Origin of the sequence: Sporosarcina ureae (assembly GCF_029267015.1) — a bacterium.
Taxonomy (GTDB): domain Bacteria; phylum Bacillota; class Bacilli; order Bacillales_A; family Planococcaceae; genus Sporosarcina; species Sporosarcina ureae_D.
The window spans coordinates 113913-139063 of the sequence record NZ_JARIEA010000071.1; the positions used below are offsets into that span (position 1 = coordinate 113913).

28 protein-coding genes are annotated in these 25151 nt (G+C 40.2%); 19 read left to right on the top strand and 9 right to left on the bottom strand.

Features of this window, described 5'->3' with window-relative positions; genetic code table 11:
- Positions 1-13: 13 nt before the first annotated feature.
- Complete coding sequence (locus Q7P97_RS12455; protein ID WP_303969509.1) at positions 14-613, bottom strand: spore coat protein; 600 nt, start codon at positions 611-613, stop codon at positions 14-16.
- A gap of 183 nt (positions 614-796) precedes the next feature.
- Here Q7P97_RS12455 and Q7P97_RS12460 point away from each other — a divergent pair, with 183 nt between their 5' ends.
- Entirely contained in the window at positions 797-2080 is a 1284-nt protein-coding gene (locus Q7P97_RS12460; RefSeq protein WP_303969481.1) for a LysM peptidoglycan-binding domain-containing protein, read from the top strand.
- Positions 2081-2306: 226 nt separating this feature from the next.
- On the opposite strand, the gene Q7P97_RS12465 is transcribed toward Q7P97_RS12460, so the two are convergent.
- The gene (locus Q7P97_RS12465) at positions 2307-2450 is read right to left on the bottom strand and encodes a hypothetical protein (RefSeq protein ID WP_199170377.1); all 144 of its coding nucleotides are present in this window, start codon (positions 2448-2450) and stop codon (positions 2307-2309) included.
- Positions 2451-2826: 376 nt separating this feature from the next.
- Here Q7P97_RS12465 and gdhA point away from each other — a divergent pair, with 376 nt between their 5' ends.
- The 3 genes from gdhA (at position 2827) to Q7P97_RS12480 (ending at position 6238) form a co-directional block, all read left to right on the top strand.
- Positions 2827-4209, top strand: coding sequence for an NADP-specific glutamate dehydrogenase (gene gdhA, locus Q7P97_RS12470; protein ID WP_303969482.1), 1383 nt, complete (start codon positions 2827-2829; stop codon positions 4207-4209).
- A gap of 142 nt (positions 4210-4351) precedes the next feature.
- Positions 4352-5563 carry an argininosuccinate synthase gene (locus tag Q7P97_RS12475; RefSeq protein ID WP_303969483.1) on the top strand — a complete coding sequence of 404 codons (1212 nt, stop codon included), beginning with the start codon at positions 4352-4354 and terminating at the stop codon, positions 5561-5563.
- A gap of 99 nt (positions 5564-5662) precedes the next feature.
- Positions 5663-6238, top strand: a complete 576-nt coding sequence (locus tag Q7P97_RS12480; protein WP_303969484.1) for a YdcF family protein — start codon at positions 5663-5665, stop codon at positions 6236-6238.
- Between the two features lie 61 nt (positions 6239-6299).
- Here the strand turns inward: Q7P97_RS12480 and Q7P97_RS12485 are convergent, their stop codons facing one another.
- A complete protein-coding gene (locus Q7P97_RS12485; protein WP_303969485.1) occupies positions 6300-7094 on the bottom strand; it encodes a histidinol-phosphatase HisJ family protein in 795 nt (264 codons plus the stop codon).
- Between the two features lie 154 nt (positions 7095-7248).
- On the opposite strand from Q7P97_RS12485, the gene hisZ reads away from it, so the two are divergent.
- From hisZ to rlmN, 11 genes are all read left to right on the top strand, one after another.
- Entirely contained in the window at positions 7249-8481 is a 1233-nt protein-coding gene (gene hisZ, locus Q7P97_RS12490; RefSeq protein WP_303969486.1) for an ATP phosphoribosyltransferase regulatory subunit, read from the top strand.
- Positions 8469-9104 (top strand): ATP phosphoribosyltransferase, encoded by a 636-nt coding sequence (gene hisG / locus Q7P97_RS12495; protein ID WP_303969487.1) that lies wholly within the window; start codon positions 8469-8471, stop codon positions 9102-9104. The genes hisZ and hisG overlap by 13 nt, the downstream gene beginning before the upstream one ends.
- On the top strand, positions 9101-10381 hold the full coding sequence (gene hisD / locus Q7P97_RS12500) for a histidinol dehydrogenase (protein WP_303969488.1): 1281 nt from the start codon (positions 9101-9103) through the stop codon (positions 10379-10381). Before hisG ends, hisD begins: the two co-directional genes overlap by 4 nt.
- A complete protein-coding gene (hisB, locus tag Q7P97_RS12505) occupies positions 10381-10965 on the top strand; it encodes an imidazoleglycerol-phosphate dehydratase HisB (protein ID WP_303969489.1) in 585 nt (194 codons plus the stop codon). The genes hisD and hisB overlap by 1 nt, the downstream gene beginning before the upstream one ends.
- A 91-nt stretch (positions 10966-11056) precedes the next feature.
- A complete protein-coding gene (gene hisA / locus Q7P97_RS12510; RefSeq protein ID WP_303969490.1) occupies positions 11057-11782 on the top strand; it encodes a 1-(5-phosphoribosyl)-5-[(5-phosphoribosylamino)methylideneamino]imidazole-4-carboxamide isomerase in 726 nt (241 codons plus the stop codon).
- Entirely contained in the window at positions 11769-12533 is a 765-nt protein-coding gene (gene hisF, locus Q7P97_RS12515; protein ID WP_303969491.1) for an imidazole glycerol phosphate synthase subunit HisF, read from the top strand. Before hisA ends, hisF begins: the two co-directional genes overlap by 14 nt.
- Positions 12526-13176 (top strand): bifunctional phosphoribosyl-AMP cyclohydrolase/phosphoribosyl-ATP diphosphatase HisIE, encoded by a 651-nt coding sequence (gene hisIE, locus Q7P97_RS12520; RefSeq protein WP_099692494.1) that lies wholly within the window; start codon positions 12526-12528, stop codon positions 13174-13176. Before hisF ends, hisIE begins: the two co-directional genes overlap by 8 nt.
- Positions 13169-14230 (top strand): histidinol-phosphate transaminase, encoded by a 1062-nt coding sequence (gene hisC / locus Q7P97_RS12525; RefSeq protein WP_303969492.1) that lies wholly within the window; start codon positions 13169-13171, stop codon positions 14228-14230. Before hisIE ends, hisC begins: the two co-directional genes overlap by 8 nt.
- Positions 14231-14449: 219 nt before the next feature.
- Positions 14450-15802, top strand: a complete 1353-nt coding sequence (locus Q7P97_RS12530; protein ID WP_099624737.1) for a cyclic 2,3-diphosphoglycerate synthase — start codon at positions 14450-14452, stop codon at positions 15800-15802.
- A gap of 96 nt (positions 15803-15898) precedes the next feature.
- Positions 15899-16081: a hypothetical protein gene (locus Q7P97_RS12535; protein ID WP_303969493.1), complete on the top strand. Its 183-nt coding sequence runs from the start codon at positions 15899-15901 to the stop codon at positions 16079-16081.
- Positions 16082-16161: 80 nt separating this feature from the next.
- Positions 16162-17238: a dual-specificity RNA methyltransferase RlmN gene (rlmN, locus tag Q7P97_RS12540; RefSeq protein WP_085426671.1), complete on the top strand. Its 1077-nt coding sequence runs from the start codon at positions 16162-16164 to the stop codon at positions 17236-17238.
- A 15-nt stretch (positions 17239-17253) separates the two neighbouring features.
- Here rlmN and Q7P97_RS12545 read toward each other — a convergent pair whose 3' ends face one another.
- From Q7P97_RS12545 to Q7P97_RS12560, 4 genes are all read right to left on the bottom strand, one after another.
- Positions 17254-17619 carry a hypothetical protein gene (locus Q7P97_RS12545; RefSeq protein WP_303969494.1) on the bottom strand — a complete coding sequence of 122 codons (366 nt, stop codon included), beginning with the start codon at positions 17617-17619 and terminating at the stop codon, positions 17254-17256.
- A gap of 65 nt (positions 17620-17684) precedes the next feature.
- Positions 17685-18245 carry an SCO family protein gene (locus Q7P97_RS12550; protein ID WP_303969495.1) on the bottom strand — a complete coding sequence of 187 codons (561 nt, stop codon included), beginning with the start codon at positions 18243-18245 and terminating at the stop codon, positions 17685-17687.
- Complete coding sequence (locus Q7P97_RS12555) at positions 18242-19645, bottom strand: sensor histidine kinase (RefSeq protein ID WP_303969496.1); 1404 nt, start codon at positions 19643-19645, stop codon at positions 18242-18244. Before Q7P97_RS12555 ends, Q7P97_RS12550 begins: the two co-directional genes overlap by 4 nt.
- Positions 19642-20334, bottom strand: a complete 693-nt coding sequence (locus Q7P97_RS12560; RefSeq protein ID WP_303969497.1) for a response regulator transcription factor — start codon at positions 20332-20334, stop codon at positions 19642-19644. The genes Q7P97_RS12555 and Q7P97_RS12560 overlap by 4 nt, the downstream gene beginning before the upstream one ends.
- Before the next feature lie 142 nt (positions 20335-20476).
- Between Q7P97_RS12560 and Q7P97_RS12565 the strand changes: the two genes are divergently transcribed.
- The 4 genes from Q7P97_RS12565 (at position 20477) to Q7P97_RS12580 (ending at position 23045) form a co-directional block, all read left to right on the top strand.
- Positions 20477-21226: a FixH family protein gene (locus Q7P97_RS12565; protein WP_303969498.1), complete on the top strand. Its 750-nt coding sequence runs from the start codon at positions 20477-20479 to the stop codon at positions 21224-21226.
- 120 nt (positions 21227-21346) lie between these two features.
- Positions 21347-21679, top strand: a complete 333-nt coding sequence (locus tag Q7P97_RS12570; protein ID WP_303969499.1) for an ASCH domain-containing protein — start codon at positions 21347-21349, stop codon at positions 21677-21679.
- Between the two features lie 8 nt (positions 21680-21687).
- Positions 21688-22134 carry a DUF2269 family protein gene (locus tag Q7P97_RS12575; RefSeq protein ID WP_303969500.1) on the top strand — a complete coding sequence of 149 codons (447 nt, stop codon included), beginning with the start codon at positions 21688-21690 and terminating at the stop codon, positions 22132-22134.
- A gap of 125 nt (positions 22135-22259) precedes the next feature.
- Positions 22260-23045: a MetQ/NlpA family ABC transporter substrate-binding protein gene (locus Q7P97_RS12580; protein ID WP_303969501.1), complete on the top strand. Its 786-nt coding sequence runs from the start codon at positions 22260-22262 to the stop codon at positions 23043-23045.
- Positions 23046-23090: 45 nt separating this feature from the next.
- Here Q7P97_RS12580 and yfkAB read toward each other — a convergent pair whose 3' ends face one another.
- Together yfkAB and Q7P97_RS12590 are read right to left on the bottom strand one after the other, a co-directional pair.
- Positions 23091-24194 carry a radical SAM/CxCxxxxC motif protein YfkAB gene (gene yfkAB / locus Q7P97_RS12585; protein ID WP_303969502.1) on the bottom strand — a complete coding sequence of 368 codons (1104 nt, stop codon included), beginning with the start codon at positions 24192-24194 and terminating at the stop codon, positions 23091-23093.
- Positions 24195-24215: 21 nt separating this feature from the next.
- A partial coding sequence (locus Q7P97_RS12590; RefSeq protein WP_303969503.1) for a metal-binding protein occupies positions 24216-25151 on the bottom strand: 936 nt, incomplete at its 5' end.

The window sequence follows — 25151 nt, forward strand, 5'->3', positions numbered from 1 at the left end:
TTGTAGCCATGACTTATTGAATGTTTTTTGGTAAAGCAGGTTGGCCTTGTGAAGGCGCAAATGAATTCAGCAATAAATTCATATCCTGATCATTTAATTGTGGTACTTGGTAATATTGGTGTTTATTTTGATAAATAGATAATTCGTATGCCATTTCTATACAGTTTGGCACAGAATCTGCAAGTACACGGCGGACGACTGGATTACATACTTCTAATGAAGCAGCTGTTTTGCCTGTAGCGCCTTCTTTTGTAGCGCCTAGCAGCAAACCGGAGATGATTTCATCGGTGATTTCACCTGTAGATTGAATCGGTTTAGATGGTGCTTTTTCTTTCATGCCGTAAATGAAATCGCTGCCTGCTTTCATTTGATAGCTCTGTGTAGGATGTGAAGGGTCTTTGCCGGTCTTAAAACTTTCGACAAGGATATTGTATTCATCCAGCGTGAATCGGTATTGTCGATCGAGAATATCGAGAAGTTCTGGATCTTGGACATGTGGACGTAAAATCATCGCTTGGTTCAATGCTCCGAGAGTCGCGCTTAGCACTTCTTTGACATCAAATAACTCGTGTCCGCCATGATTCATTGATGGGGGGACTGCTCCGCCTTGCATGTGTTGAGATGTTTCGAATTGATTGGTCAAATATAATTCCTCCTTTAGTAGTCGTGTACATCGAGAGTAGCATGTGAGGTCGTCAAAATCTTATACATGTGAAATGGCATTTATGATTCATGCATAGTTCGTTACGTGCAAACATAACATAAGGATAGAACTCAAGAAGGGTAGTGGGAATGCATGCAGATCCATGTGGTTTCGCAAGGTGAGAGTTTATATGAAATCGGTAAAATATATGGTGTTCCGTACGAACAAATCGCTGATGCAAATGAATTGGAAAGTGATACGCGACTGGCAGTAGGACAAGCGCTTGTTATACCAATTATAGGCTCGTACTATTGGGTGCGACCTGGAGATAGTTTATATACAATTGCACAGAGATACGGTCTTTCGGTCGCACGCTTGGCAAGAATCAATGCAATTAATCCTGCTGCAAGACTATTGGTTGGACAGCGACTCTATATACCGCAAGAAGTGAAAACACTGATTGATTCTTTGTTATATGTAGAAACGCGTAATCCAGTCAGTCAGGCTATGTTGGCTGAAGTTCGTGAACGTGTGGATGGTTTGACGTATCTGGCTATGTTCAGTTATGAAGTGCAACGCGATGGTTCGCTCAAAATGCCTGCTATAGCAGATATTCCAACGACCGCCCAAAATGCAGGCGTTCTAAATATGCTGGTGCTGACCAACTTAGAAAACTATACATTTAGTGCAGAGCTAGCGCATGTAATATTCACCGATAAAGAAGCTCAAAATCGAATGATTCAAAGTGCCATTTCAATTGCGAATGAAATTGGTTATAAAGATATTCATTTCGACTTTGAGTTATTGTTCCCTGAAGATCGAGAATTATATAATGAATTATTACGCAATGCTACCGAGCAAATTCATAATGCCGGCCTTACGATTTCTACGGCACTGGCGCCAAAAGCTGGTGAAGTAACAACTGGAATTTATGGTGCCCATGATTATAAAGTACATGGTGAGATTGTAGATTTCGTGGTGTTGATGACGTATGAGTGGGGATATACTTATAGTGCACCGCAAGCTGTTAGCCCAATTGGTCCTGTCACGAAAGTAGTAGAATATGCTGTTAGTCAAATTCCGAAAGAAAAAGTATTTTTAGGTCAAAATCTGTATGGGTATGACTGGATGGCTCCGTTTGGTCAGCCAGACAGCAAAGCCGCAACGGCACTGAGTCCGAGAATGGCGACTAATCTAGCGATCGAACAAAATGCTGCAATTGAATACGACGCATTAGCTCAGGCGCCACATTATACGTATTACGATGAACAAGGAATCGAACATGAAGTGTGGTTTGAAGATGCACGAAGTATCAATGCGAAGTTTGATTTGCTTAAAAAGTTTAAGTTGCGAGGCATTATGTACTGGAAACTAGGCCTTGCATTCCCACAGAATTGGTTGTTGTTAGATGATCGATTTACTATTAGAAAGCGATAAATTTAAAGAGTTTGGTAGGGCTCGCGGTGAAACAACTAGTCATTTCGTTCCTTTTAGTTGTTTCATCTGTCGAGTTAATCTTCCTTGAGCTGCTCTTTACTTACGATTAACTAGTTTCGTTATTTTGATGTAAAGAGTGGATGTCGAGATGTGAATGTAGTAACTAAACTTGAAATTCAATAAATAAAAGCCTTCCTAGAATAGGAAAGGCTCTGTCATATGTGGCTCATTCGTTATTTAACAGTTTCATAGCACTTTGGAACATATCCATATCTGGATTTACGAGTAAAGCAGGTAGGAAAGCAAAAGTCATGATGAGGAGTAAATTAGCTCCCAGGAATGATCGAAATGTACTTGTTTTCTTTGTCATGGCGCTTCGCCTCTTTCTTTTCGTATTGTTCTCACTAGTATGTGTATGCGCTTACATTTATGACTTCACATAGTTTGTTTGAATAGATTAATAATACTCTGAATTCTGTCAAATGTAAATAATAAAGTTTGAAATAATACATAAAATTGACACAAAAGTTAAGAGAAAACAGAGATATTCTAAAAAAATCTTGTAACTTGCTATCTTTTCAGTGATAATATTGGAATACAAAGAAATATTTCGAACAATTAAAATTCAATTTATTCAGTAGAGTTGAATCTTTTAAGACCGTTATTTTGATTTATAACTACTGAATAAGTGAGCGACTGGTCAGTCGACAGTTTTAATTAACAACTAAGGAAAGGGATGGTCGCAAATGACAAAGGTCGATGAGGTAGAATACAACAATCGTAAACGAGCAAATGATTACGTTCATAATGTATATGAGTTGGTGAAAAAGAGGAATCCAGATGAAAAGGAATTCCTACAAGCGACAAGAGAAATCTTTGATTCCCTTCGTCCAGTCTTTGCTAAGCATCCCGAATTTATGGAAAATGGAATTCTTGAGCGCATCACAGAGCCGGAGCGAATTATTTCATTCCGGGTGGCTTGGGAAGATGACAAAGGCAGAGTACAGGTGAATAGAGGTTACCGTGTTCAGTTTAATAGTGATCTCGGTCCTTACAAAGGTGGACTTCGTTTCCACCCATCCGTTAATAATAGTATTATGAAGTTCCTTGCGTTCGAGCAAATTTTCAAAAATGCTTTAACAGGGCAGCCGATTGGTGCGGGTAAAGGTGGATCTGATTTTGATCCTAAAGGTAAGTCTGATCGTGAGGTCATGCGTTTCACACAAAGCTTCATGACAGAGCTCAGCAGACATATTGGACCTGATATTGATGTACCAGCAGGGGATATTGGTGTTGGTAAACGTGAAATCGGTTATCTATTTGGTCAATACAATCGTATTAAAGGTGGATATGAAGCAGGTATCCTAACAGGGAAAAACCCTGACCATGGTGGTAGCCTCGGCCGTAAAGAAGCAACGGGTTACGGTACAGTATACTTTGTAGATGAAATGCTGAAGGAAAACAATCTTTCGTTAGAAGGCCAGACAGTCGTAGTGTCAGGGTCCGGTAACGTATCCACATATGCGATGGAAAAAGCGATGCAACTTGGAGCGAAAGTTGTAGCATGTAGTGACTCTGATGGTTATATTTACGACAAGAATGGAATTGATCTAGACTTAGTCAAAGAACTTAAAGAATTCGGCAATAAACGTATTTGGGAATATACGAAAGAACATCTTGATGCAGAGTATCATGCAGACTGTTCAGAAATTTGGTCTATTCCATGTGATATTGCACTTCCATGTGCCACGCAAAATGAAATCGATGAGATTGCAGCACATATGCTGATTGCAAATGGCGTTAAAGCAGTTGGTGAAGGCGCGAATATGCCTTGTACAATTGAAGCGATTATAATTTTCCAAGAGCACAATGTATTATTCGCACCGGCAAAAGCTGCCAATGCGGGTGGGGTAGCTGTTTCTGCTATGGAGATGTCCCAGAACAGCCAACGTCTATCTTGGTCAGAAGAACAAGTGGATATGCATTTGAAAGAAGTTATGCAGAATATCTATAAAGACTGTAGTGCGGCAGCAGTGGATTACGGTAAACCAGGCAATCTTGTAATGGGCGCTAACGTAGCAGGCTTCCTACGAGTAGCCGATGCAATGGTTGCGCACGGAATTCGATAAGTTATATAAAACAGACATATTTATTTACATAATGTGTCTGTTTTTTTGTGCTTTTCTATTGTGTTTTAAATGAAATATGTTATTATAAAAATACATTAAGTTGAATAAACATACATGCACTTGCATGAAGGGGGATTTACCCATGGAAAAGAAGAAAGTCGTTTTAGCCTATTCAGGCGGTTTAGACACATCAGTTGCGATTCAATGGTTAACAGATCAAGGATATAGCGTAATAGCGGTTTGCTTAGATGTTGGCGAAGGGAAAGACCTTGACTTCATTAAGGAAAAAGCTCTTACAGTTGGCGCGGTTAGCAGCTATGTTATTGATGCAGGTGAAGAATTCGCACAGGATTTTGTCCTTCTTTCATTGCAAGCTCAAACATATTATGAAAATAAATATCCATTGGTCTCTGCCTTATCCCGTCCTCTCATTTCCAAGAAGTTGGTGGAAATTGCACACAAGGAACAAGCAACTGCAGTTGCTCATGGATGTACAGGAAAAGGAAATGACCAAGTACGTTTTGAAGTCGCGATCAAGTCACTAGATCCTTCACTTGAAGTTGTAGCGCCAGTTCGTTCATGGAGCTGGTCACGTGAAGAAGAGATTCATTATGCACAAGAACATAATATTCCAATTCCCATAGACTTAGATAATCCGTACTCAGTGGACCAAAATTTATGGGGACGTGCCAATGAATGTGGAATTCTAGAAGATCCTTGGGCAACACCACCAGAAGATGCTTTTGGTTTGACTGTATCTATTGAAAATGCGCCTGATATAGCAGATATCATCGAGATCGGCTTTGAGCAAGGTGTTCCTGTCACAATGGATGGAGAAAAGTATTTGTTAAGTGATCTGATCACGAAGTTGAATGAAGTAGCTGGCAAACATGGTGTCGGTCGTATCGATCACGTAGAAAATCGGTTGGTCGGTATCAAGTCTCGTGAAGTCTATGAAGCACCAGGGGCTATTACTTTATTAAAAGCGCATAAGGAATTAGAAGATTTGACACTTGTAAAAGAATTAGCGCACTTTAAACCGATTATTTCACAAAAACTTGGTGAATTAATTTACAACGGTCTTTGGTTCTCTCCTTTGCGTGAGTCGCTTGAAGCGTTCATTAAGGACACACAGCAATATGTTAACGGTACAGTCCGTGTGAAGCTCTTCAAAGGCCATGCTATAGTGGAAGGTCGTAAATCACCGAACTCCTTATATGATGAGAAACTAGCAACGTATACATCTGATGATGAATTTGACCAAGCAGCGGCAGTAGGATTCATCAAACTTTGGGGACTACCTACAGAAGTGCACAGTATGGTTAATAAAAAACAAATTGTTAAAACACCCTAAGTTGTATGTGAAGAGCAGCGAGGCCAAAAGCTTCGTTGCTTTTTTTGGAACTACTTTTCATTTAATTCCGTCTTATGAATATAGAAGAGGGGCGACTGAATGAAGAAGTTTTGGGGTATGACAATAGTGGCGGTATTGATCATTTCGGGACTGGGGATGTTTTGGATGTTACCAGGGGAGCGAATAAAGCAAGCGCAGCAAATGAAAGCGGACGGATCCTATGACTATGTGATAATTCTAGGTGCCAAAGTGAACGGAGAAATTCCTTCACTATCATTACGCTATCGATTAGAAAGTGCTGTAGACTATGCAATTCAATATCCACATGTAAAGCTTGTGCTTTCAGGTGGACAAGGAAACGACGAGGGGATTAGCGAAGCCGAAGCGATGTATCGTTATCTAAAAGAGCATGGGATTACGGAAGATCGTCTCCTTATTGAGGATCAATCCACTTCTACATATGAAAATCTGCAATTCAGCCAGAAGATCATTCCCGAAGTGTCCGGTGTCACTATTATTAGCAGTGATTATCACTTGGCTAGGGCAAGGTTTCTTGCAAAACAGCTTGGATGGAAGTCTGATATTGTTGCGGCAAAGACACCTGAATCTGTAAAAGCGAAAGTATTGATTCGTGAACGTTTGGCATTATTGAAAACTTGGGTTTTCAGGAAGTGAATCTTACTTGAAATAAAAAGTGACGAAAACCTATTGAAGTTTCGTCACTTTTTTATTTTACTCATAATGATGAAATTTTATGGAATTCAGGCTTGCCTTCTGTGAAGGTAGCTAAATAATTAAAGCCAATCGACTGATATAACTCCAGGGATTCTTTGAATTCATGTGCAATATCTTTTGTTTTGTGCGCATCAGAACCTAAAGTAATAATTTCGCCGCCACATTGCTTATATAAACGCAAAATATCTTCACTTGGCATATTATGCGACAGTCCGTAACGAGTTCCCGAAGTATTCAGTTCAATCCCTTTGCCTTCTGGTATAATGGTATTGAAGATCTTTTCTAAATAGTCATGAAATAGATTGGCTGGCGGCTGATCAGTATAACGCTTGATCAGATCTGCATGCCCTAGCACACTGTAGCGCTTATAATGCTGAACACAATATAGTAATTCCTTATAATACGTCTCAAAAGCTGCCTCTGTTGAACGATCTTCAAACAACTCACGATAATGTAGGGACTTATTTTCGACTGTATGCAGTGAACAAATCACAAAGTCAAATTCATGCTCGTCCATTAATTCTTCATAGAGGTGGAGTAAGTCTGGTTGCAATCCTATTTCCACACCTTTTTTAATTGTAAGCTGTCCATTGAATTGTTCATTCAACTGAATAATCTTTTGAGCATATTCTAGTTTATCGAAATCGAAATGAATTGTTTCATCGGGATATTCATAATCGATGTGATCGGTAAAACAGATTTCAGTAAGTCCTTTGGCTATAGATGCTTTTGCCATCTCTTCCATAGGTATTTCACAATCTGCTGAAAATGCGCTGTGCATATGATAATCAAACATAGTCTCAAGTCTCCTTTTCTATAGTACATATTGTAGCAGATGAATGATGCTACTAACAGTTGACAATACTCTACATACCCATTATAGTAATAATTAACTTTATCGTGGTAAAGCAGTGAAGTGCACGAACACATGGAAGGCGGTTGAAGAAATTTTGTATTCTGAAATTCTTGGAAACGAACATGAAAAGCATGAAAAGATTATTAACACATTAGGAAAAAGATTTACTACATATGGCTATAAACGCATTAAAACATCCGCGTTTGAACAATATGATTTGTATTCTAATGTACGTACCTCAATCAATCAAAACGAAATGATCAAAGTGATTGATTATACGGGTGAAGTACTTGTATTACGGCCCGATGTCACAATCCCATTGACTCAGCAACTCGTCCAATTGCATGATAACTTGCCGGAAGAAATGCGTTATTATTACGTCCAAGAAGTCTTCAGACAGACATTCCAGGAAAGTGAGCGTATCGGTAAGACACAAGCAGGAGTCGAATTCTATTGCAAAAGTTCACCCGCTTCAGATGCAGAAACGATCATGCTAGCATGTCACGCATTACGTGATGTAGGCTTCTCAGATGTGAAAATCGAGATCGGCTATGCAGGATTTTTCAATGAATTGATTGCGGACTCCGACATTACAGTAGAACAAACAGCTGAACTCAAAACGTTGATTCAAGCGAAAAACGTTGTGGAAATAGGTCCTTTCCTGCAAAGATTATCGATTGATTCATCTATTAAAGAAGTACTCGAGCAATTGCCTCTATTATATGGAGCGCCCGAAGTAGTGTTTGAAAGACTACAAAACTTACAGGTTAGTGAATCTGCACAAAGAGCAATCGATTATCTTCAACAAACGTGCAATATCGTTGAACTATACGGCTTGAAAAAACATATCGTGATCGATCTAGGCTTAATCAATCATATGGGGTATTACTCAGGGATCATTTTCCAAGGTTATGTAGAGAATTTCGGAAAGCCGGTACTGATGGGTGGTCGCTATGATGCATTAAGTGAAGAATTTGGGGTGAGATTGCCTGCAATTGGTTTTGCATGTGAAATCGAATCATTAGTGAAAGCTTCATCTAACAAAGGCCAGAAAGAACGATATAGCATCGATGTGACAGTATTGTATGAAGAGAGTCGTATCAAATACGCAATTGATATTACAAACGAGTTGAGAGAACGTGATTATCGTGTCATTTCAAAGCCTATGAGCGAAGCCGAAATTATGACAGATAGTCTTTATACTATTCAATTAACAGAACAACAAAATAAACTAGTAGATCAACAAGAAGCAAAAGAGTTCATCGACTTCAAGCAGTTGCTTGATTTTATCGCTAGCAAGAAAGGGGTACCTGAATGGATTATTTAACAGTAGCAATGGCAAAAGGACGGACAGCGGAACGCGCAATGAAGTTCCTCGAGAAATCGGATGTACATTTCTCTGAATTCACCGATGAGAGCCGAAAGCTTGTCATTTATGATGATAAAGAAAAGATTAAACTAATATTTGTCAAAGCAGTAGATGTCCCTGTATACGTTGAGAAAGGTGCGGCGGACGTAGGGATAGTAGGTAAAGACGTCATGATGGAAGACCCCCGTGATGTCTATGAATTACTGGACTTGGGAATCGGGCGTTGTAAGCTTGCCGTAGCGGGATATCCCAATACGCCAGTTGAAAATGTACCGTTCTTGACGGTTGCTTCAAAATATCCATTAGTCGCGAAAGAATATTTCGATAAAAAAGGTATTCGTACAGAAATGATCAAGTTAAATGGATCAATAGAACTTGCACCCTTAATCGGCATGTCAGATGTCATTGTCGACATTGTTGAGACAGGTACAACATTAAAAGAAAATGGTCTAGTCGTGTTGCAGGAGATGGCTGATGTCAGTGCTCGTTTAATTGTAAATAAGGCGAGTTATGCGACGAAAACTGAAGATATACAGCAATTTATCAAAGATATGAAGGAAGGCTTGGAGGTGCGTTCATGAAGATTATTCGTGGAGCTGAATTCACTGAGGAACTGCTAAAACGCGATGATTCTAGTCAACCTAATTTGGAATTTGATCGTAATGTTTTAAATATTATCGATAAAGTTCGTTCCGAAGGGGATACAGCCGTTCTAGATTTCACTGAACGTTTTGATGGAGTAAAGCTAGAAAGTCTATTGGTCACAGAAGCAGAAATCCATGAAGCAGAACAAGCCGTTACAAAGGATTTCTATCGTGCACTGCGCTCAGCAAAAGAGCGAATTACGACATATCACGAAGCACAAAAAGAACAATCTTGGTTTTTAAATCCAAACGAAGGAATCATGCTCGGCCAGAAAGTTACTCCGATCGACAGCGTGGGACTTTACGTTCCAGGCGGAAAGGCGGCTTACCCATCAACCGTTTTAATGAATGCACTGCCAGCGAAGATTGCAGGAGTAGGGCAGATTACCATGGTGACACCGCCACAACGCGATGGCAGAATCAATCCACATGTATTGGTCGCAGCGAAAGAAGCGGGCGTTCACCGTATCTATAAAGTAGGTGGTGCACAAGCGATAGCTGCGTTAGCCTACGGTACCGAGACGATTGAAAAGGTTGTTAAAATTACTGGACCTGGTAATGCATATGTTGCTCGTGCAAAAAAATGGGTGTTCGGTGATGTAGCCATTGATATGATTGCAGGACCAAGTGAAATTTGTGTGGTGGCCGATACGAATACGAACCCAGTTTATGCGGCAGCAGATTTACTATCTCAAGCGGAACACGATGAGCGGGCAGCAGCAGTTTGCATCACTACTTGCCAAGCGTTTGCGGACAAGCTCTCAAAAGAAGTGGAACGTCAGCTTGCTGAACTTGATCGTAAGGAAATTGCGTCACAGTCTATTGAGCAATTCGGACGCATCATTATTGTCGATTCATTGCAAGAAGCATTTGATATCGTCAACCGATTGGCACCTGAACACTTGGAACTCATGATCGATAATCCAATGGAACACTTGGCTGCTATACGAAACGCAGGCGCCATATTCCTAGGAGAGCACTCACCCGAAGCGTTGGGGGATTATATGGCAGGACCCAATCACACATTGCCAACGAGCGGAACCGCAGCGTTCTCTTCTCCGTTAGGTGTGTATGATTTCATGAAAAAGTCGAGTATTATCTATTATTCTGAGAATGCTTTGGCAGAAGTGGCAAATGACATCATAGTATTGGCAGATGCCGAACGGTTAACAGGACACGCCAATTCGATCAAAGTACGAAAGGCAGGATTCTAATGCGAAAACAACAACTCACACGTAAGACAGGCGAAACATCAATTGAAATGGAATTTTCACTAGACGGCACAGGAGAGACGAATATCAATACTGGCGTCGGATTCTTTGACCATATGCTAACGGCATTCGCAAAACACGGGCGTTTTGATCTATCCGTGACATGCGACGGCGACATTGAAGTAGATCAACACCACTCGGTAGAAGACATAGGTATCGTACTCGGACAATTATTCAACCAATGTATCGGTACAAAAGAAGGAATAGAACGTTTCGGACTTGTATCCACACCAATGGACGAAGCTCTATCCACTGCATCGATCGATATTAGCGGTCGCTCATTCCTCGTCTTTAACGTAGAAGGAATGAAAGACAAAGTAGGCGAATTCGACACAGAACTAGTTGAAGAATTCTTCTTAGCATTCACAAACAACGCTAAAATCACATTACACATTAACTTGAACTACGGAAAAAACACACATCACATCATCGAATCCGTATTCAAAAGCTTCGGCCGCGCCCTACGCGACGCCAGCGCAATTAACCCAGAAATAAAAGGTGTTCCTTCTACTAAAGGGTCTTTGTAATTAATGTGTTTATCGGTTTAGAGTATAAAATTTCTTTGTTTTTAGAGCAACGGCGCTTAACGCTTATTTCATTTATTAGGAGGACTAGTTGATGATTTTATTCCCAGCAATCGACATTAGAGACGGCAAATGCGTCCGCCTCATTCAAGGCGACTACGCACAAGAAATAATCTACAACGATTCACCAACCAACATGGCACAAGAATGGCAAAGTCAAGGAGCCGAATACATCCACATCGTAGATCTAGACGGCGCAAAAACAGGCAATTCCGCCAATAAACAAGCTATCGAAGCCATCGCCAAAGCAATCAACGTACCCGTTCAAGTAGGCGGCGGAATCCGCAACATGGAAATTGTCGACTCACACATCGCAAATGGTGTTGCACGTGTTATTATCGGTACTGCAGCGATTCAAGACCCGGAATTTCTTAAAAGAGCTGTTGAAAAACACGGCGACAAGATTGCTGTATCGATCGACGCACGTAATGGCTTCGTCGCAACAGACGGCTGGACAGAAACAAGTGACGTCAAAGCAGTCGATCTACTACAAGACCTTGCAAAAATCGGCGTCAAAACAGTGGTCTACACGGATATTATGAAAGACGGTATGCTCCAAGGACCAAACTTTGAAGAACTGAAAATCATGGATGACGCATCTTCCATCGACATTATCGCTTCAGGTGGTGTATCTACAGAAGAAGATATCAAAAAGCTTGCTGCTTCAGACATGTACGGCGCTATTATAGGTAAAGCATTATACGAAGGTAAACTATCCTTAAAAAAATTATTGGGGGACGACAGTCATGTCAACAACTAAAAAGATCATTCCGTGTTTAGACGTAGATAATCGTAAAGTTGTAAAAGGAAAGAAATTTCTAGATGTTCAGGAAGTAGCAGATCCCCTAACATTAGCAAAAAAGTATGTTGCAGATGGTGCAGATGAACTCGTCTTCTATGACATTTCGGCATCGACGAAAAATCGTGGTATGTTCCTCGATTTAATTGAGGAAATTGCAAAGGAAGTACCGATCCCATTCATCGTAGGTGGCGGCATTCGTACGCTCGAAGATGTAGATAAAGTATTTGACCTGGGCGGTAATAAAATTTCGATCAATAGTGCAGCCCTGACTAATCCAGGTTTGATTAAAGAAGTTGCAGATAAATACGGCTCTGATCGTGTCATGCTGTCTATGGACGTTCGACAAGTTGGCGAAGGAAAGTGGTCTGTATTCGCAAAAGGTGGTATGGAAGAGACTGGAATTGATGCAATCGAATGGGCGAAAAAGATGGAAGGACTTGGTGCCGGAGAACTCGTCGTCAATAGCATCGATGAAGATGGCGTGAAAGATGGTTATAATCTTGAACTCAATCGCGCAATGGCTGATGCAGTCAATATCCCGATCATCGCTAGTGGCGGTGCAGGAAAACCTGAACACTTTAAAGATGTACTGACAGAAGGTAAAGCAACGGCAGCACTTGCTGCATCCGTATTCCACTTTAATGAAATTAATATTCGCGATTTGAAAAACTACTTAGTAAAAGAAAATATCGCAGTTAGGAATGACTAAAATGACACTAGACATCCATGCATTAAAATTCGACGACAAAGGTCTAATCCCAGCAGTTGTACAGGACGATCGCACAGGGGAAGTCCTAATGCTTGCTTATATGAATAAAGAATCCATTGAAAAGACAATCGAAACAAATCAAACATGGTTTTATAGCCGTTCAAGACAAGAACTATGGAATAAAGGCGCAACGTCGGGGAACACACAACAAGTGAAACGTATTTCTGTAGATTGCGATCAAGATACAATCCTTTTACAAGTAACACCACAAGGCCCTGCTTGTCACACAGGCGAAAAGACTTGCTTCTTTACAACGGTAATGGAAAAAGAAGAATCATTGCGTGAAGTAGTCTATGAAGTAATAGATGAAATTGCAGACCGTAAAGCGAATCCGATAGATGGCTCGTATACGACCTATTTATTCAATGAAGGTATCGACAAAGTGTTGAAAAAAGTGGGAGAGGAATCTACAGAAGTCGTAATTGGAGCAAAAAATGCAGACAAAGAAGAAGTCTCCAATGAAATTGCGGATCTTGTCTACCATACACTCGTTTTGATGAATATTCTTGATGTGGATCTGACGGACGTTCAGCAAGTGTTGCGTGAAAGACGACCGAAAAAGGAAGTGCCGCGAAATGAGTAGATTTCTGAGCACAGTTGCACGCCGTACAGAACCTTATGTTCCGGGTGAGCAGTTGAATCAGCCAGATATCATTAAATTGAATACGAATGAAAATCCTTATCCGCCAAGTCCGAAAGTCTTAGAAGCAATCCAATCGGAACTGAATGGAAATACATTGCAGCGTTATCCATCACCTACAGTGGACCCATTGCGTCACGCGATTGCGGAAACATACGGTCTGACGAAAGAAAATGTCTTCGTAGGTAATGGATCTGATGAAGTGCTGGCTTTTTCTTTCATGGCATTTTTCGAACCAGGAAAAACTATTAAATTTCCGGAAATCAGCTATAGCTTTTATCCGGTCTATTCCAAGCTATTCAATATTTCATTCGAAAAAGTGCCACTGAATAATGATCTTACACTTCCTAAAAAGCAGTTTTATAATTCGCCAGGCGGAGTCATTTTACCGAATCCCAATGCACCTACGAGTATTTATGCAGAATTGGATGTAATCGAGGATATCCTGAAAAACAATCCTGATCAGATTGTCATCATTGATGAAGCATATATTGATTTTGCAGGTCCATCCGCCATGAAATTGATCGATCGTTATGCGAATTTATTAGTCATTCAAACTACGTCTAAATCTCGTGCGCTAGCAGGACTACGTGTCGGATTTGCATTAGGACAACCTGAATTGATTGCTGGTTTGACGCGTATTAAAGATTCGTTCAATTCGTACACGATTGATCGTTTGGCAATGGCGGGTGCTACGGCAGCATTTGTAGATCATGCATACTTTACGGAAAGTACAAATAAAATCATCCGCACTCGTGAATCTGCAGTCCACATGTTGAAAGAGCTAGGTTTCGAAGTACTACCTTCAGACGCGAATTTCGTCTTTGCAAAGCCTTTACACAAGGAAGCGAAAGTATTATATCAACAATTGAAAGACCGTGGGATATTAGTTCGTCACTTTGATCAAGAAGGTATTCGTGATTATTTACGTATTTCCATTGGTACTGACAACCAGATGAATACACTGTTTGAAGTGCTTAAACAACTTACTACATGAATAAACTAAAATTGGCCATTCGATTTTGAATGGCTTTTTTCTTGTCGTCATGATATAAAAGTCACTTGAAACGTTGTTATCTGAACGATTGTGACAATATGTGACATAACTTTTGAATGTATATGTATACGAATTTATGTATTTTAAACTTTATCTATTGTATTTTTATACATTATGACTTATAATAATAAAAAGAAGCTTGATTGGAGAGATAAACTTATGAAAACAAAAAATATAATTATTATTGGTGCAGCAGGAAGAGACTTCCACAATTTCAATACATATTACCGCGGTAAAGAAGAATACAATGTCGTAGCATTTACAGCGACACAAATACCGGATATCGATGGACGTAAATATCCGACTGAATTGGCTGGCGAATTATATCCAGAAGGAATTCCGATCTACTCACAAGATCAGCTACCTGAATTAATCAAAGAACTAGAAGTAGATGAATGTGTATTCTCTTATAGTGACCTAAGCTACGATAAAGTGATGGGAATTGGCGCGATTGTGAACTCGGCTGGAGCGAACTTTACATTGCTTGGATCAAAAGCAACGATGATCAAAAGTAATAAACCTGTTATTTCTGTTTGTGCAGTTAGAACAGGAACAGGGAAGAGCCAGACGTCACGTAAAATTATCGAAACATTGCTTGAGCACGACTTAAAAGTAGTAGCGATCCGTCATCCAATGCCTTATGGCGATTTGGCTGAACAACGTGTACAGCGTTATGCTACAGTAGAAGACTTCAAAAAACATAAATGTACGATTGAAGAAATGGAAGAATACGAGCCGCACGTTGACCGTGGTAATATCATCTATGCAGGGGTAGATTACCAAGACATTCTTGACGCAGCTGAAAATGATCCTGACGGCTGTGACGTGATCCTTTGGGATGGCGGAAATAACGACTTTTCATTCTACGAGCCGGACTTGGCGATCACAGTTCTTGATCCACACCGTCCAGGCCATGAGTTGAAATACTATCCAGGTGAAGTTTGCTTGCGTACAACAGACGTATCAATTATTAATAAAATCGACAGTGCATCGGAAGAAGCGATTCAAACGGTGGAAAATAACATTAAATTTGCAGCACCAAATAGTACTATTATTAAAGCAGAATCAAAAATTTCTGTAGACAATCCTGAAATCATCAAAGGCAAGCGTGTACTGATTGTTGAAGACGGTCCGACATTAACTCACGGTGAAATGAAGCTAGGTGCTGGGGTTATCGCAGCGCAACGTCTTGGAGCAGCTGAAATTGTTGATCCGCGTCCATTTGCGGTAGGAAGCCTAATCACAACGTTCGAAAAGTATCAGCATATCGAAAACATCTTACCGGCTATGGGATACGGTGATGAGCAGTTAAAAGACCTTGAAGCTACTATCAATGCGGCAGATGTGGATGCTGTGATTATTGGAACACCAATGGATCTTTCTCGTGTCATCAATATCAACAAGCCATGTACTCGTGTTTATTATGACTTAGATGAAATCGGTACTCCAAATCTTGAAACTGTACTAACAGAATTCATCAAGAAGCATAATCTCTCCACAACAAATGTGTAAGAAAAATGACTAATCAAGCACCTGTAACGGATGAAAATTCGGTTGCAGGTGCATTTTTCTGCTATACTACGAGTAGTACAGTAAGGGGGAAGCATCTTGTTTAATTCAAAAATCATTGACTTAGTCATTGGAGTTGTCATGGGTTATTTTGCATATGATCGAATCGCGACAGGACATACAGGAATGGGTATTTTTTTCGCCGTGCTTGCAGCATTGAACCTTTTGGCATTTTTCCTGAAACTTAGAACTGACAAAAATGTTCAGAAAAAACAACTATAAAACGAATCAGTTGTTCCTTTCTCAACAATCTTGTAGTATAATAAAAAGATTGTAATTTTTGAAATGAGGCTAGAAATCAAATGAAAAAATCGATATACGGTTTGACAATTGAACAATTGACAGACTTTCTTATAGAAAACGGACAAAAAAAATACCGTGCAGCACAAGTTTGGGACTGGCTCTATAAAAAGCGTGTCTTATCTTTTGATGAAATGAATAATATTAATCAAGAAACCATTGATGTATTGAATGAAAACTTCTCGGTTCAAACACTTGAACAAAACGTTAAGCAAGTTTCACAAGACGGCACTGTGAAATTCCTGTTTAAAATGCATGATGGAAACTTGATCGAAACGGTTTTGATGAAATTCCCTTATGGTCATTCTGTTTGTGTCACAACACAAGTCGGATGTAATATCGGTTGCAGTTTCTGTGCAAGCGGACTTTTGCGCAAAAATCGTGATTTAGATGCAGGGGAAATTGTGGGTCAAATCATGAAGGTACAAGAGTATCTTGATGGCAAAGGCGAAGATGAACGCGTAAGCCATATTGTAGTTATGGGTATAGGCGAGCCGTTCGACAACTATTCGAACCTGATGGATTTCCTTCATGTCGTAAATCACCAAAAAGGTCTATCAATCGGTGCGCGTCATATTACGGTTTCAACAAGTGGTCTGACAGAGAAGATTAAAGACTTTGCAGATGAAAAACTACAAGTGAACTTGGCGGTTTCATTACATGCGCCAAATAATGAGTTGCGTTCATCCATCATGAAGATCAACAAAGCATTCCCGATTGAAAAATTGATGGATTCAATCAACTATTATTTAGAAAAAACGAATCGTCGTATCACATTTGAGTATATTTTATTGCGTGATGTGAATGACCACGTCAAAGAAGCGGAAGAGTTGGGTCGATTGCTTGCGGATAAGCGTCACCTTTCATACGTCAACCTGATTCCGTACAATCCAGTAGATGAACATGGCCAGTATCAGCGGAGTGAACCGGAAGCAATTAAATCGTTTTACGAAGCACTTAGACGCAAAGGGATCAACGGTGGAGTACGTCTTGAAAATGGTACAGATATTGATGCGGCATGCGGTCAACTACGAAGTAAACAAATCAAAAAAACAAAAAAACAACCGGTCGGAGAATAATTCTCCAACCGGTTTTTACTTTTTACGCGCTAATTTTACGATAAATTGAACGATCACAGAGATTGCTAGTCCGAATGATGAAATAATGAACAGCGATAAAATACCAATGGCTTCCGAAAACTCATTGTCCATCATGATAAAGCTGCGGAACATCTCAGCAAACGCTAGAACAAGGACAACCATGAACATTTTAAATGCAATCGATAGCTGATAGAACAATAAAAGAGAAGTGACAATCCCGACCATCAGACCGAATACGGCAAACGTCAAATAGTTATTGACGATCAAGTCATGTCCAAGAACTGTCCGTACACCTAAAATGAGTAGAACAAATGAAGTCAGCCCAGTAAAAAAACCGGCTTTCCAATAACGAGAATCCAACACGTACACCTGCTTTCCTTACCTAGTATAGCGGAATCGACGAAATTCGTCACGCAACCCGACTGTTATTTCATGCGTTTTAGATCCGCCAATAACTCTTCTTTATAGGATTCATTTGAGAAATTATATTCCTTAAGAATATAGCCTTCCGAATCCAGTAGATAAAAATTTGTACCATGGACAACTTGCGTAGAAGATTTATGTTTCAGCACAAAAGTCTGGAACTCTTCCCGAGCAAATGCTTCGAATTCTTGCTGTGAGTAGCCCGTCAGGAAATGCCAGTTTGATTCATCATCAGTAAAGTTTGCGATATAATCTTTCAATACTGCAGGTGTATCGGTATCAGGATCTACAGTAAAAGAGACGAAGTTCATTTCGATGTCCTGATCTTTCAGTTCTGCTTGTAGATCTGCCATCTCACTCGTTAATGTCGGACAAACTGTTGTACAATTTGTGAAAATGAAATCTGCAATCCATGGGGTACCAGAAAGCTCCTTGGAACTAAACGGTTGATCATGCTGATCCGTGAAGGTGAATTCACGGACTTGTTTTCCGCGTTCAAGAGGTTGGCTGCACCCATTGATGAATAGTACGAGCATCAATAGAAAAGGAATCAGACGTTTCAACTGTTATCACTCCTTTGTATTTGCTCAGGTAATTCAATGACCACAATAGTTTCTGTTCTTTCGTTGGAAATTGTCAATGAACCTCCGTGCAACCGGACAATCTCTTTGACGATCGATAGACCAAGTCCCGTACCGCCTGTTGTGCGAGTTCGTGCTTTATCGGTACGGAAAAAGCGTTCTCCGATTCGCTCTACGTCCTCTTCATCTATGGTCACGCCGTCATTGGCGATGCGATATTGTACACCTTGCTTACTGGCGGTCAGATGAATAGTAATGGATTGCTCAGCATATTTTACTGCATTATCGATTGTATTGTAAAAGACTTGTTGCAATCGTTTAGGATCACCCTCCAAAATCAATTCCTCATCAATCGATGTACGTAACTGAATATTTTTGTCATGTAACCGAATCGCAAATAATTCCAACGTATCCAATAGTAATTGCGCAATCGCAATCGGTTCAGTTTCCAGTGTATATATATCCTGTTCCAAATGGTTTAGCTCGACTAAATCATGTATAAGCTTCTTTAAGCGTTCGGTTTCTTTCTCGATGGTTGATAAGTAGTGTTTTACATCCTCAGGAGACGAATCGATTTTATTGCGTGAAAGTTGCGCGTAGCCGCTAATATATGTCAATGGTGTCCTAAGCTCATGTACAATATTTGACGTAAAATCTTTCTTGCGCTGATCTTGCTCTTCAAGAGAACGGCTCATCGAATCGAATGCGGTCGCCAGTTTACCTATCTCATCTGTCCGTCCTGTATTGAGTCGATTCGAATAATCACCTTTAGACACTTCTTCCGAATAGGTCTGCAATGTTTGCAACGGTTCGAATAACGAACGCCACACACGCTGCAAAATCAAAAATAAAACGAGGAAGAATAAGCTCCCGACGAGTATCATAATGGGTAAACTGTCATGAAAAACATCTTGGATTGCAGCGAGCGGAACATATATATATATGAAACCAATCAGTCCGTTTTCTCCTTTAATAGGGAAAATCCCACCGAAGATTTCCCGATTTAGTTCATCTACATAGCCTTCTTTCATAACAGGCTTACCCGTCTCTAGTATCTTCTCATCACTATCATTGATGAGTGATTGATAATCAATCTGATAGGGAAAATAAGACGTTAAATCATCTAAGCGATCTACGACGATGATTTCATACTCTGAGACGATGTTATACCATTGAATCTTTTCGATGATCGAATCACTGAGCTCACCGTAATGATAATGGGAAGCTGTTCGATTTCCTTGATATATGATCGATTCTTTAATTTGTTCTTTATATAATTCGGTATACAAGTAATGAATGAAGAAGAATGAAAATAAAATCGTACACGTAATACTGCCTAAAAAGACAATCAACATCTTCTTGCTTAAATTTATATTATTCATTCAGGATCCTCTAACTTATAGCCGATCCCCCATACGGTCTCAATCATTTTACCTGCGTCTCCTAGCTTTAAACGAAGTGTTTTGACATGTGTATCGATGGTCCGCTCGCTACTTTGATGATCGTCACCCCACACCAATTCAAGTAATTGTTCGCGTGAATACGCACGTCCTTTATGCTTTACTAGCAACAATAGCAAGCCAAATTCCTTCAATGTCAGATTTAAAGGTTTTCCATTAAGCTGTGCTGTATATGAGTCTTCATTAATAGTAAGTGGACCAGCTTGTAATACAATCGGTTCAGGATTATGACGGTATGTTCTGCGCAAGACGGCTTCGATCCGCGCGACCAGTTCTCCAGGTAAGAAAGGTTTGACGATGTAGTCGTCTCCACCAAGTTTTAGACCTTGAACTTTATCCCATTCCTCGCCTCGCGCAGATAGGAAAATCAATGGGGTCGATGAAGTGCGTTTCATTTCCTCTGCAAATGTGAAGCCATCCATATAGGGCATCATCACATCGACAATGCATAAATCTATCGTATGTTGTTTGACGATCGACAGAGCCTGCAAACCGTCGCTGGCTTCGAATACGCTATATCCCGCATCTTCGAGTATCACACGAATCAAATCACGCATTTGCTGTTCGTCATCAATGACTAATAATTGGTAACTCAATTTACTACGCCTCATTTCATAAACGCTTATAGTTTAATTTTCCGTAAAAGATGTGAAATCTGCATGAAGTTTCGAGAAATTGTTAAAACTTCATTGAAATTTCGTAATCATATTTTATAATCATAACAGTTAAACGAATAGATAGGAGAATGAAAACATGAAACGACTGTCAATGTTAGTCATGAGTACAGCTATGATAGGTATACTTGCTGGATGTGGACAAGACGATGATGTACCAACGGAGGCTGTTTTACCTGAAGTAATTGATGTAGAACTTACAGTGCCAGAACAAGGAAATGCCAATGAACCGGTAACTCTTACAACACTCGTAACACAAGGGGAAGAAAAAGTAGATGATGCTTCCGAAGTGGAATATGAGATCTGGGAAGAAGGCAAGAAAGAAGACAGTATTCTTGTAGAAACAACAAATGAAAAAAACGGTATTTATTCAGCAGAAACAACATTCGAGACGGACGGTATGTATCACGTTCAAGTACATGTAACTGCACGTGATATGCATGTTATGCCAGAAAAGCAAATCCAAATTGGGGATGCTACTCACCAATCGGATGGACACGAAAGTGCCAAAGAAGGTCAACATCATGAACATGGCGAAGGAGTAGAGGGGCTTGCTCTTCACTTTATGCAACCTAAAGGAGCAAAAGCAGCAACAGACACAGAGTTGATGACGCATGCGCAGCTCGACGGCGAAGCAATAAAGGCACAAGTCCGTTATGAAATCATCTCGGCCGATAAAGAAACTACATGGGTAGATACAGAAGAATCCAAGCCGGGTGAGTATACAGCAAACTATCAATTCCCTAAAGCAGGCAGCTATCAAGTGATTATTCATATCGAAAATGAAGACATTCACGAGCACGAAGAACATATAGTAGAAGTGAATTAAGTACACCCTCCGTCACACTTGTGGCGGAGGTGTTTTATTGGAATGTAAAAGCTGTAATTCAACCGTCAAAAGCGTTACACTAATAAGAGTAAGGATTAACAAATCAAGAGGAGTGCTATTATGACTAATTATCCAGAAAAAACATGTTCAATAGAAAGACTTGTAACAATTCCTGAGGATGTACAAAAAGTACTTAACGGTGAAAAATGGGCGACTAGACGTAATGGTGTCTATGCATATCCAGGCGAAATAATGACTTTAGAAGGCAAAGAGTATAAAGTTGAAAAGCTATATGAACAAACACTCGGAGAACTAACAGACGAAGACGCTAAATCAGAAGGTCATAAAACGGTTGAAGAGTACAAAGAGGCGATGTTGTCGATTCATGATAAAATGCCTTGGCTTCCTAAAATGAAAGTTTGGGTACATGAATACAGCCCAGTTCAGAAGTAATCTGACAGATGAATTACTATTACGGAGCGATCGTCTTTGTGCACGTAGTATCGGCTGTGATTTCAGTAGGACCTTTATTTATTCTACTGCCATTAATACGCCGGCTACGTACTGCTAAAGCAGAAGCAGAAGCAGAAGACATCTATCTGGCGATTATCCGAGTCATTATACGACTCGTTATGCATTCAGGCCATGTGCTAGTTGTGACTGGTATCTTATTAATTTTATTTGGTCCCTGGCCATGGAACACGTCGTGGGTTATTCTCACAATAGGCGTCATGTTGCTGTCCGGGTTCTTCCTGGCAACTGGTTTCTCTTCTGTATTGAAAAGATTCCATGAACCAAGCAATGACAGGGAAGTAGTAGTCAATAAGTTACAACGCACTGCCTGGATCTATATTGGATTGCTTATGGTAATGCTTTGGCTTATGGTACAAAAACCGGCAGTCTGGTAAAATTACATAGCGAGTAAAAAGATGTGTACATAGTTGCACATCTTTTTAATTGCAGGATTTGGTTTGACAGTGAAATTTGCAGCGAATATGATGAAGATAGCGTTTTTTGAAAGGAACGATTTAAGATGAAAATGAAACTAGTCGGTCTGCTGACGATCTTTGGAATGCTGTTAATGGCATGCAGTCCTACAGGCAGTAATGAAACAATAAAAATTGGTACGACAGCAGGTATTTATGCAAAAGTAATTGATCAGGCATTGAAACCGGCACTTGAAGAACAAGGATACAAAGTCGAAGTGGAATCATACGTAGATTTAATTGAACCGAATAAAGAGTTGGCAGATGGTGAAATAGATGCCAACATTAACCAACAACAAATTAATCTTCAACAGTTTAACGAAGAATATGATTTGCCTATAGTGGCTTTGACGGAAGTTCCAAGCGTGGGGTTAGGTTTATATTCTAACTCGTTGACGTCGATGGATGATATTCCTAACGGTTCATGGATTACTATTCCGAATGATGAACTAGGCACAGCGAGAGCCCTACGTTTCCTTGAACAACAGGGATTAATTTCATTGGATCCAAGTGCACCCACTTATGCAGTTACAGAAAAACAAATTGATAGTAATCCGAAAAACCTGAACATCCAGCCGATCTTGATCGCACAGCTGATCCCATCTATGGCAAGTGGTGATTTAGCCATCATTCCAGACAATTATGTCATGGTCAATGAAATGGAATTGGAAGACGCTCTAGCGCATGAACAGCTTGGTGAAGAACTACAATATATCGTTGCGGTCAGAGAAGAAGATCGTGAGCAGGATTTTGCTATAGCAATTAAAGAAGCAGTAGCATCAGAGACGTTCCAAGAAGCTATTGATAAACATTTCCAGGGCTTCGGAAAATAAAAACCACGTATGGACTATGAGCCATACGTGGTTTTTTCATCTACCTTATTTTTGCTGTCGCTTCAAAAAGTCGACATTTGGATAATAGGCATCTTTTACGAGTAAATTCGGTCCAAGACAACGCACTGCAGGACAGTGACAGCCTACGCTTTTCGCTAAAGGATGTTGTTGCCATTTAGTATATAAATCTGTCAACTGATCGGATTCAATATTTCCTAGTGGGGGAACATCCCCGAAATCTGTCACGATTACGTCTCCAGTAAACATATTGACATTCAACCGAGAGCGACCGTCTGGATCATTTCGCACAGTGACGTTTTCACTTGCTGCAAGTTTCGCAAATAATTCTTGATCTTTTGCGTCGCTACTACAATTATAAAACGGCAATGTCCCAAACAGCATCCAAGTTTGTGGATCACGGTATGAGAGAAGATCGAACATTGCTGTACGTGTTTCATCCAAAGTTAGTACATCCAATGAAGAAGCGAAATCGCTAGGATACATAGGATGTATTTCATGGCGACCACATTTCATTTCATGGACAATTTGTTCATGAATGGTCTGTAAATGAGGTAATGTTCGGCGGTTCAACATCGTTTCCGCTGACACCATAACACCCATTTCAGACAATGCGCGGCTGTTTTCGATCATTCGTTCGAATTGTGCTGCACGACGCTCACGTGGCGGCTTGCGTTCCATCCGAGCGAATCCACCATCGATGAAATCATCCACTGTACCCCAGTTATGTGAAATATGCAGGACGTTCAAATACGGTGCAATTAATTCATAACGTTCAATAGGCATAGTTAGATTCGAATTCATCTGCGTCTGAATTCCGCGCGCATGTGCATACTGCAATAACGGTACGACATACTGCTCGACAGATTTCTTCGAAAACATCGGCTCGCCACCTGTTAAGCTAATCGTTCGCAAGTGGGGGATTTCATCCAACCTCTGTAACAGCAGATCGATTGGTAATGCATGTGGATCTTTCGGTTGTAGCATATATCCAACCGCACAATGTTCACAACGCATATTGCATAAATAGGTCGTCGTGAATTCTATGCTGGATAGAACTTGCTTACCGTGCAAATCTACATCTTGATATGCCTCCCATGCATCTGATAAACGGGAATGTGATAGTACCATGTTCGTAACTCCTTATTTCAATTAATTTTTATCACTAGCATATTCTGCTAGGTCTTTCGCATATTTACTCATCGAAGAGGTAGAAACATCGAATGCTTCTGCGATCTCTTTTAATGTCATATCAAGCGGTTCAAAATATTTATTGTCTAAACCATAACGGATTGCACCCGCCGCAATGGCTAGTTTCTTTCGCGCTTTTGGCTGCTCATCTACTAAGAAATCTTCAAGCACTTCAAGCAAAGCTTGCGATTCTCGGTCATGTTGCTTTAAAAATTCATTAGCCGACTCTATAACGCCTGCTTCAAATTCGGTAAACTCATCTCCCGTATAACCACTTTCACCAAGCGCAATCCAGAATTTCATGATGGACTCTTTGAGTGAAGGGTTTTCCGTGTCCGCAAGTGTTTTAGCAAACTGTTTGATCGCTTCCGAATGATCAGTCGGGAAGAAGATTAAACTTGAGACTGCTAGATAATTACCTTTAGACGTACCGTCGGAAAGTATGAAGCAATAGAAGTGGACACCTACGGGAACAGGCTTATCGCTTTCTTTCCACAATTCAATCGTTTCATCACCAAGAATACTTGTAGCTGTTAAATATGTATCTCCTACAGCAGTTACTTCACCGACAAATACCCTCGGCTCTGACCATCTATCAAGCAATTCTAGAATCGATGGGCGAATATGTTTTTTCTTCTGCTTTGCCAAATAGTCGTCCCAAATATCTCTCCGTTGATGGAAGAAGAATTCATCAAGCGCAATCGTTTCGATCATTTCTTGTGGTAAATAACTATTTAATGAAGATTTCCATGTATTTGCAAATTCCACGAACGCCGGTACATCAGGTCGCTCTGGATGAATATCATAAAACGTCTGTAGTATATTCTCCATTTCATCTGTCAGTAAATCTTCAACTGTCACAGCCTCATTTCGTTCACAGCACTTTTTATATTTCTT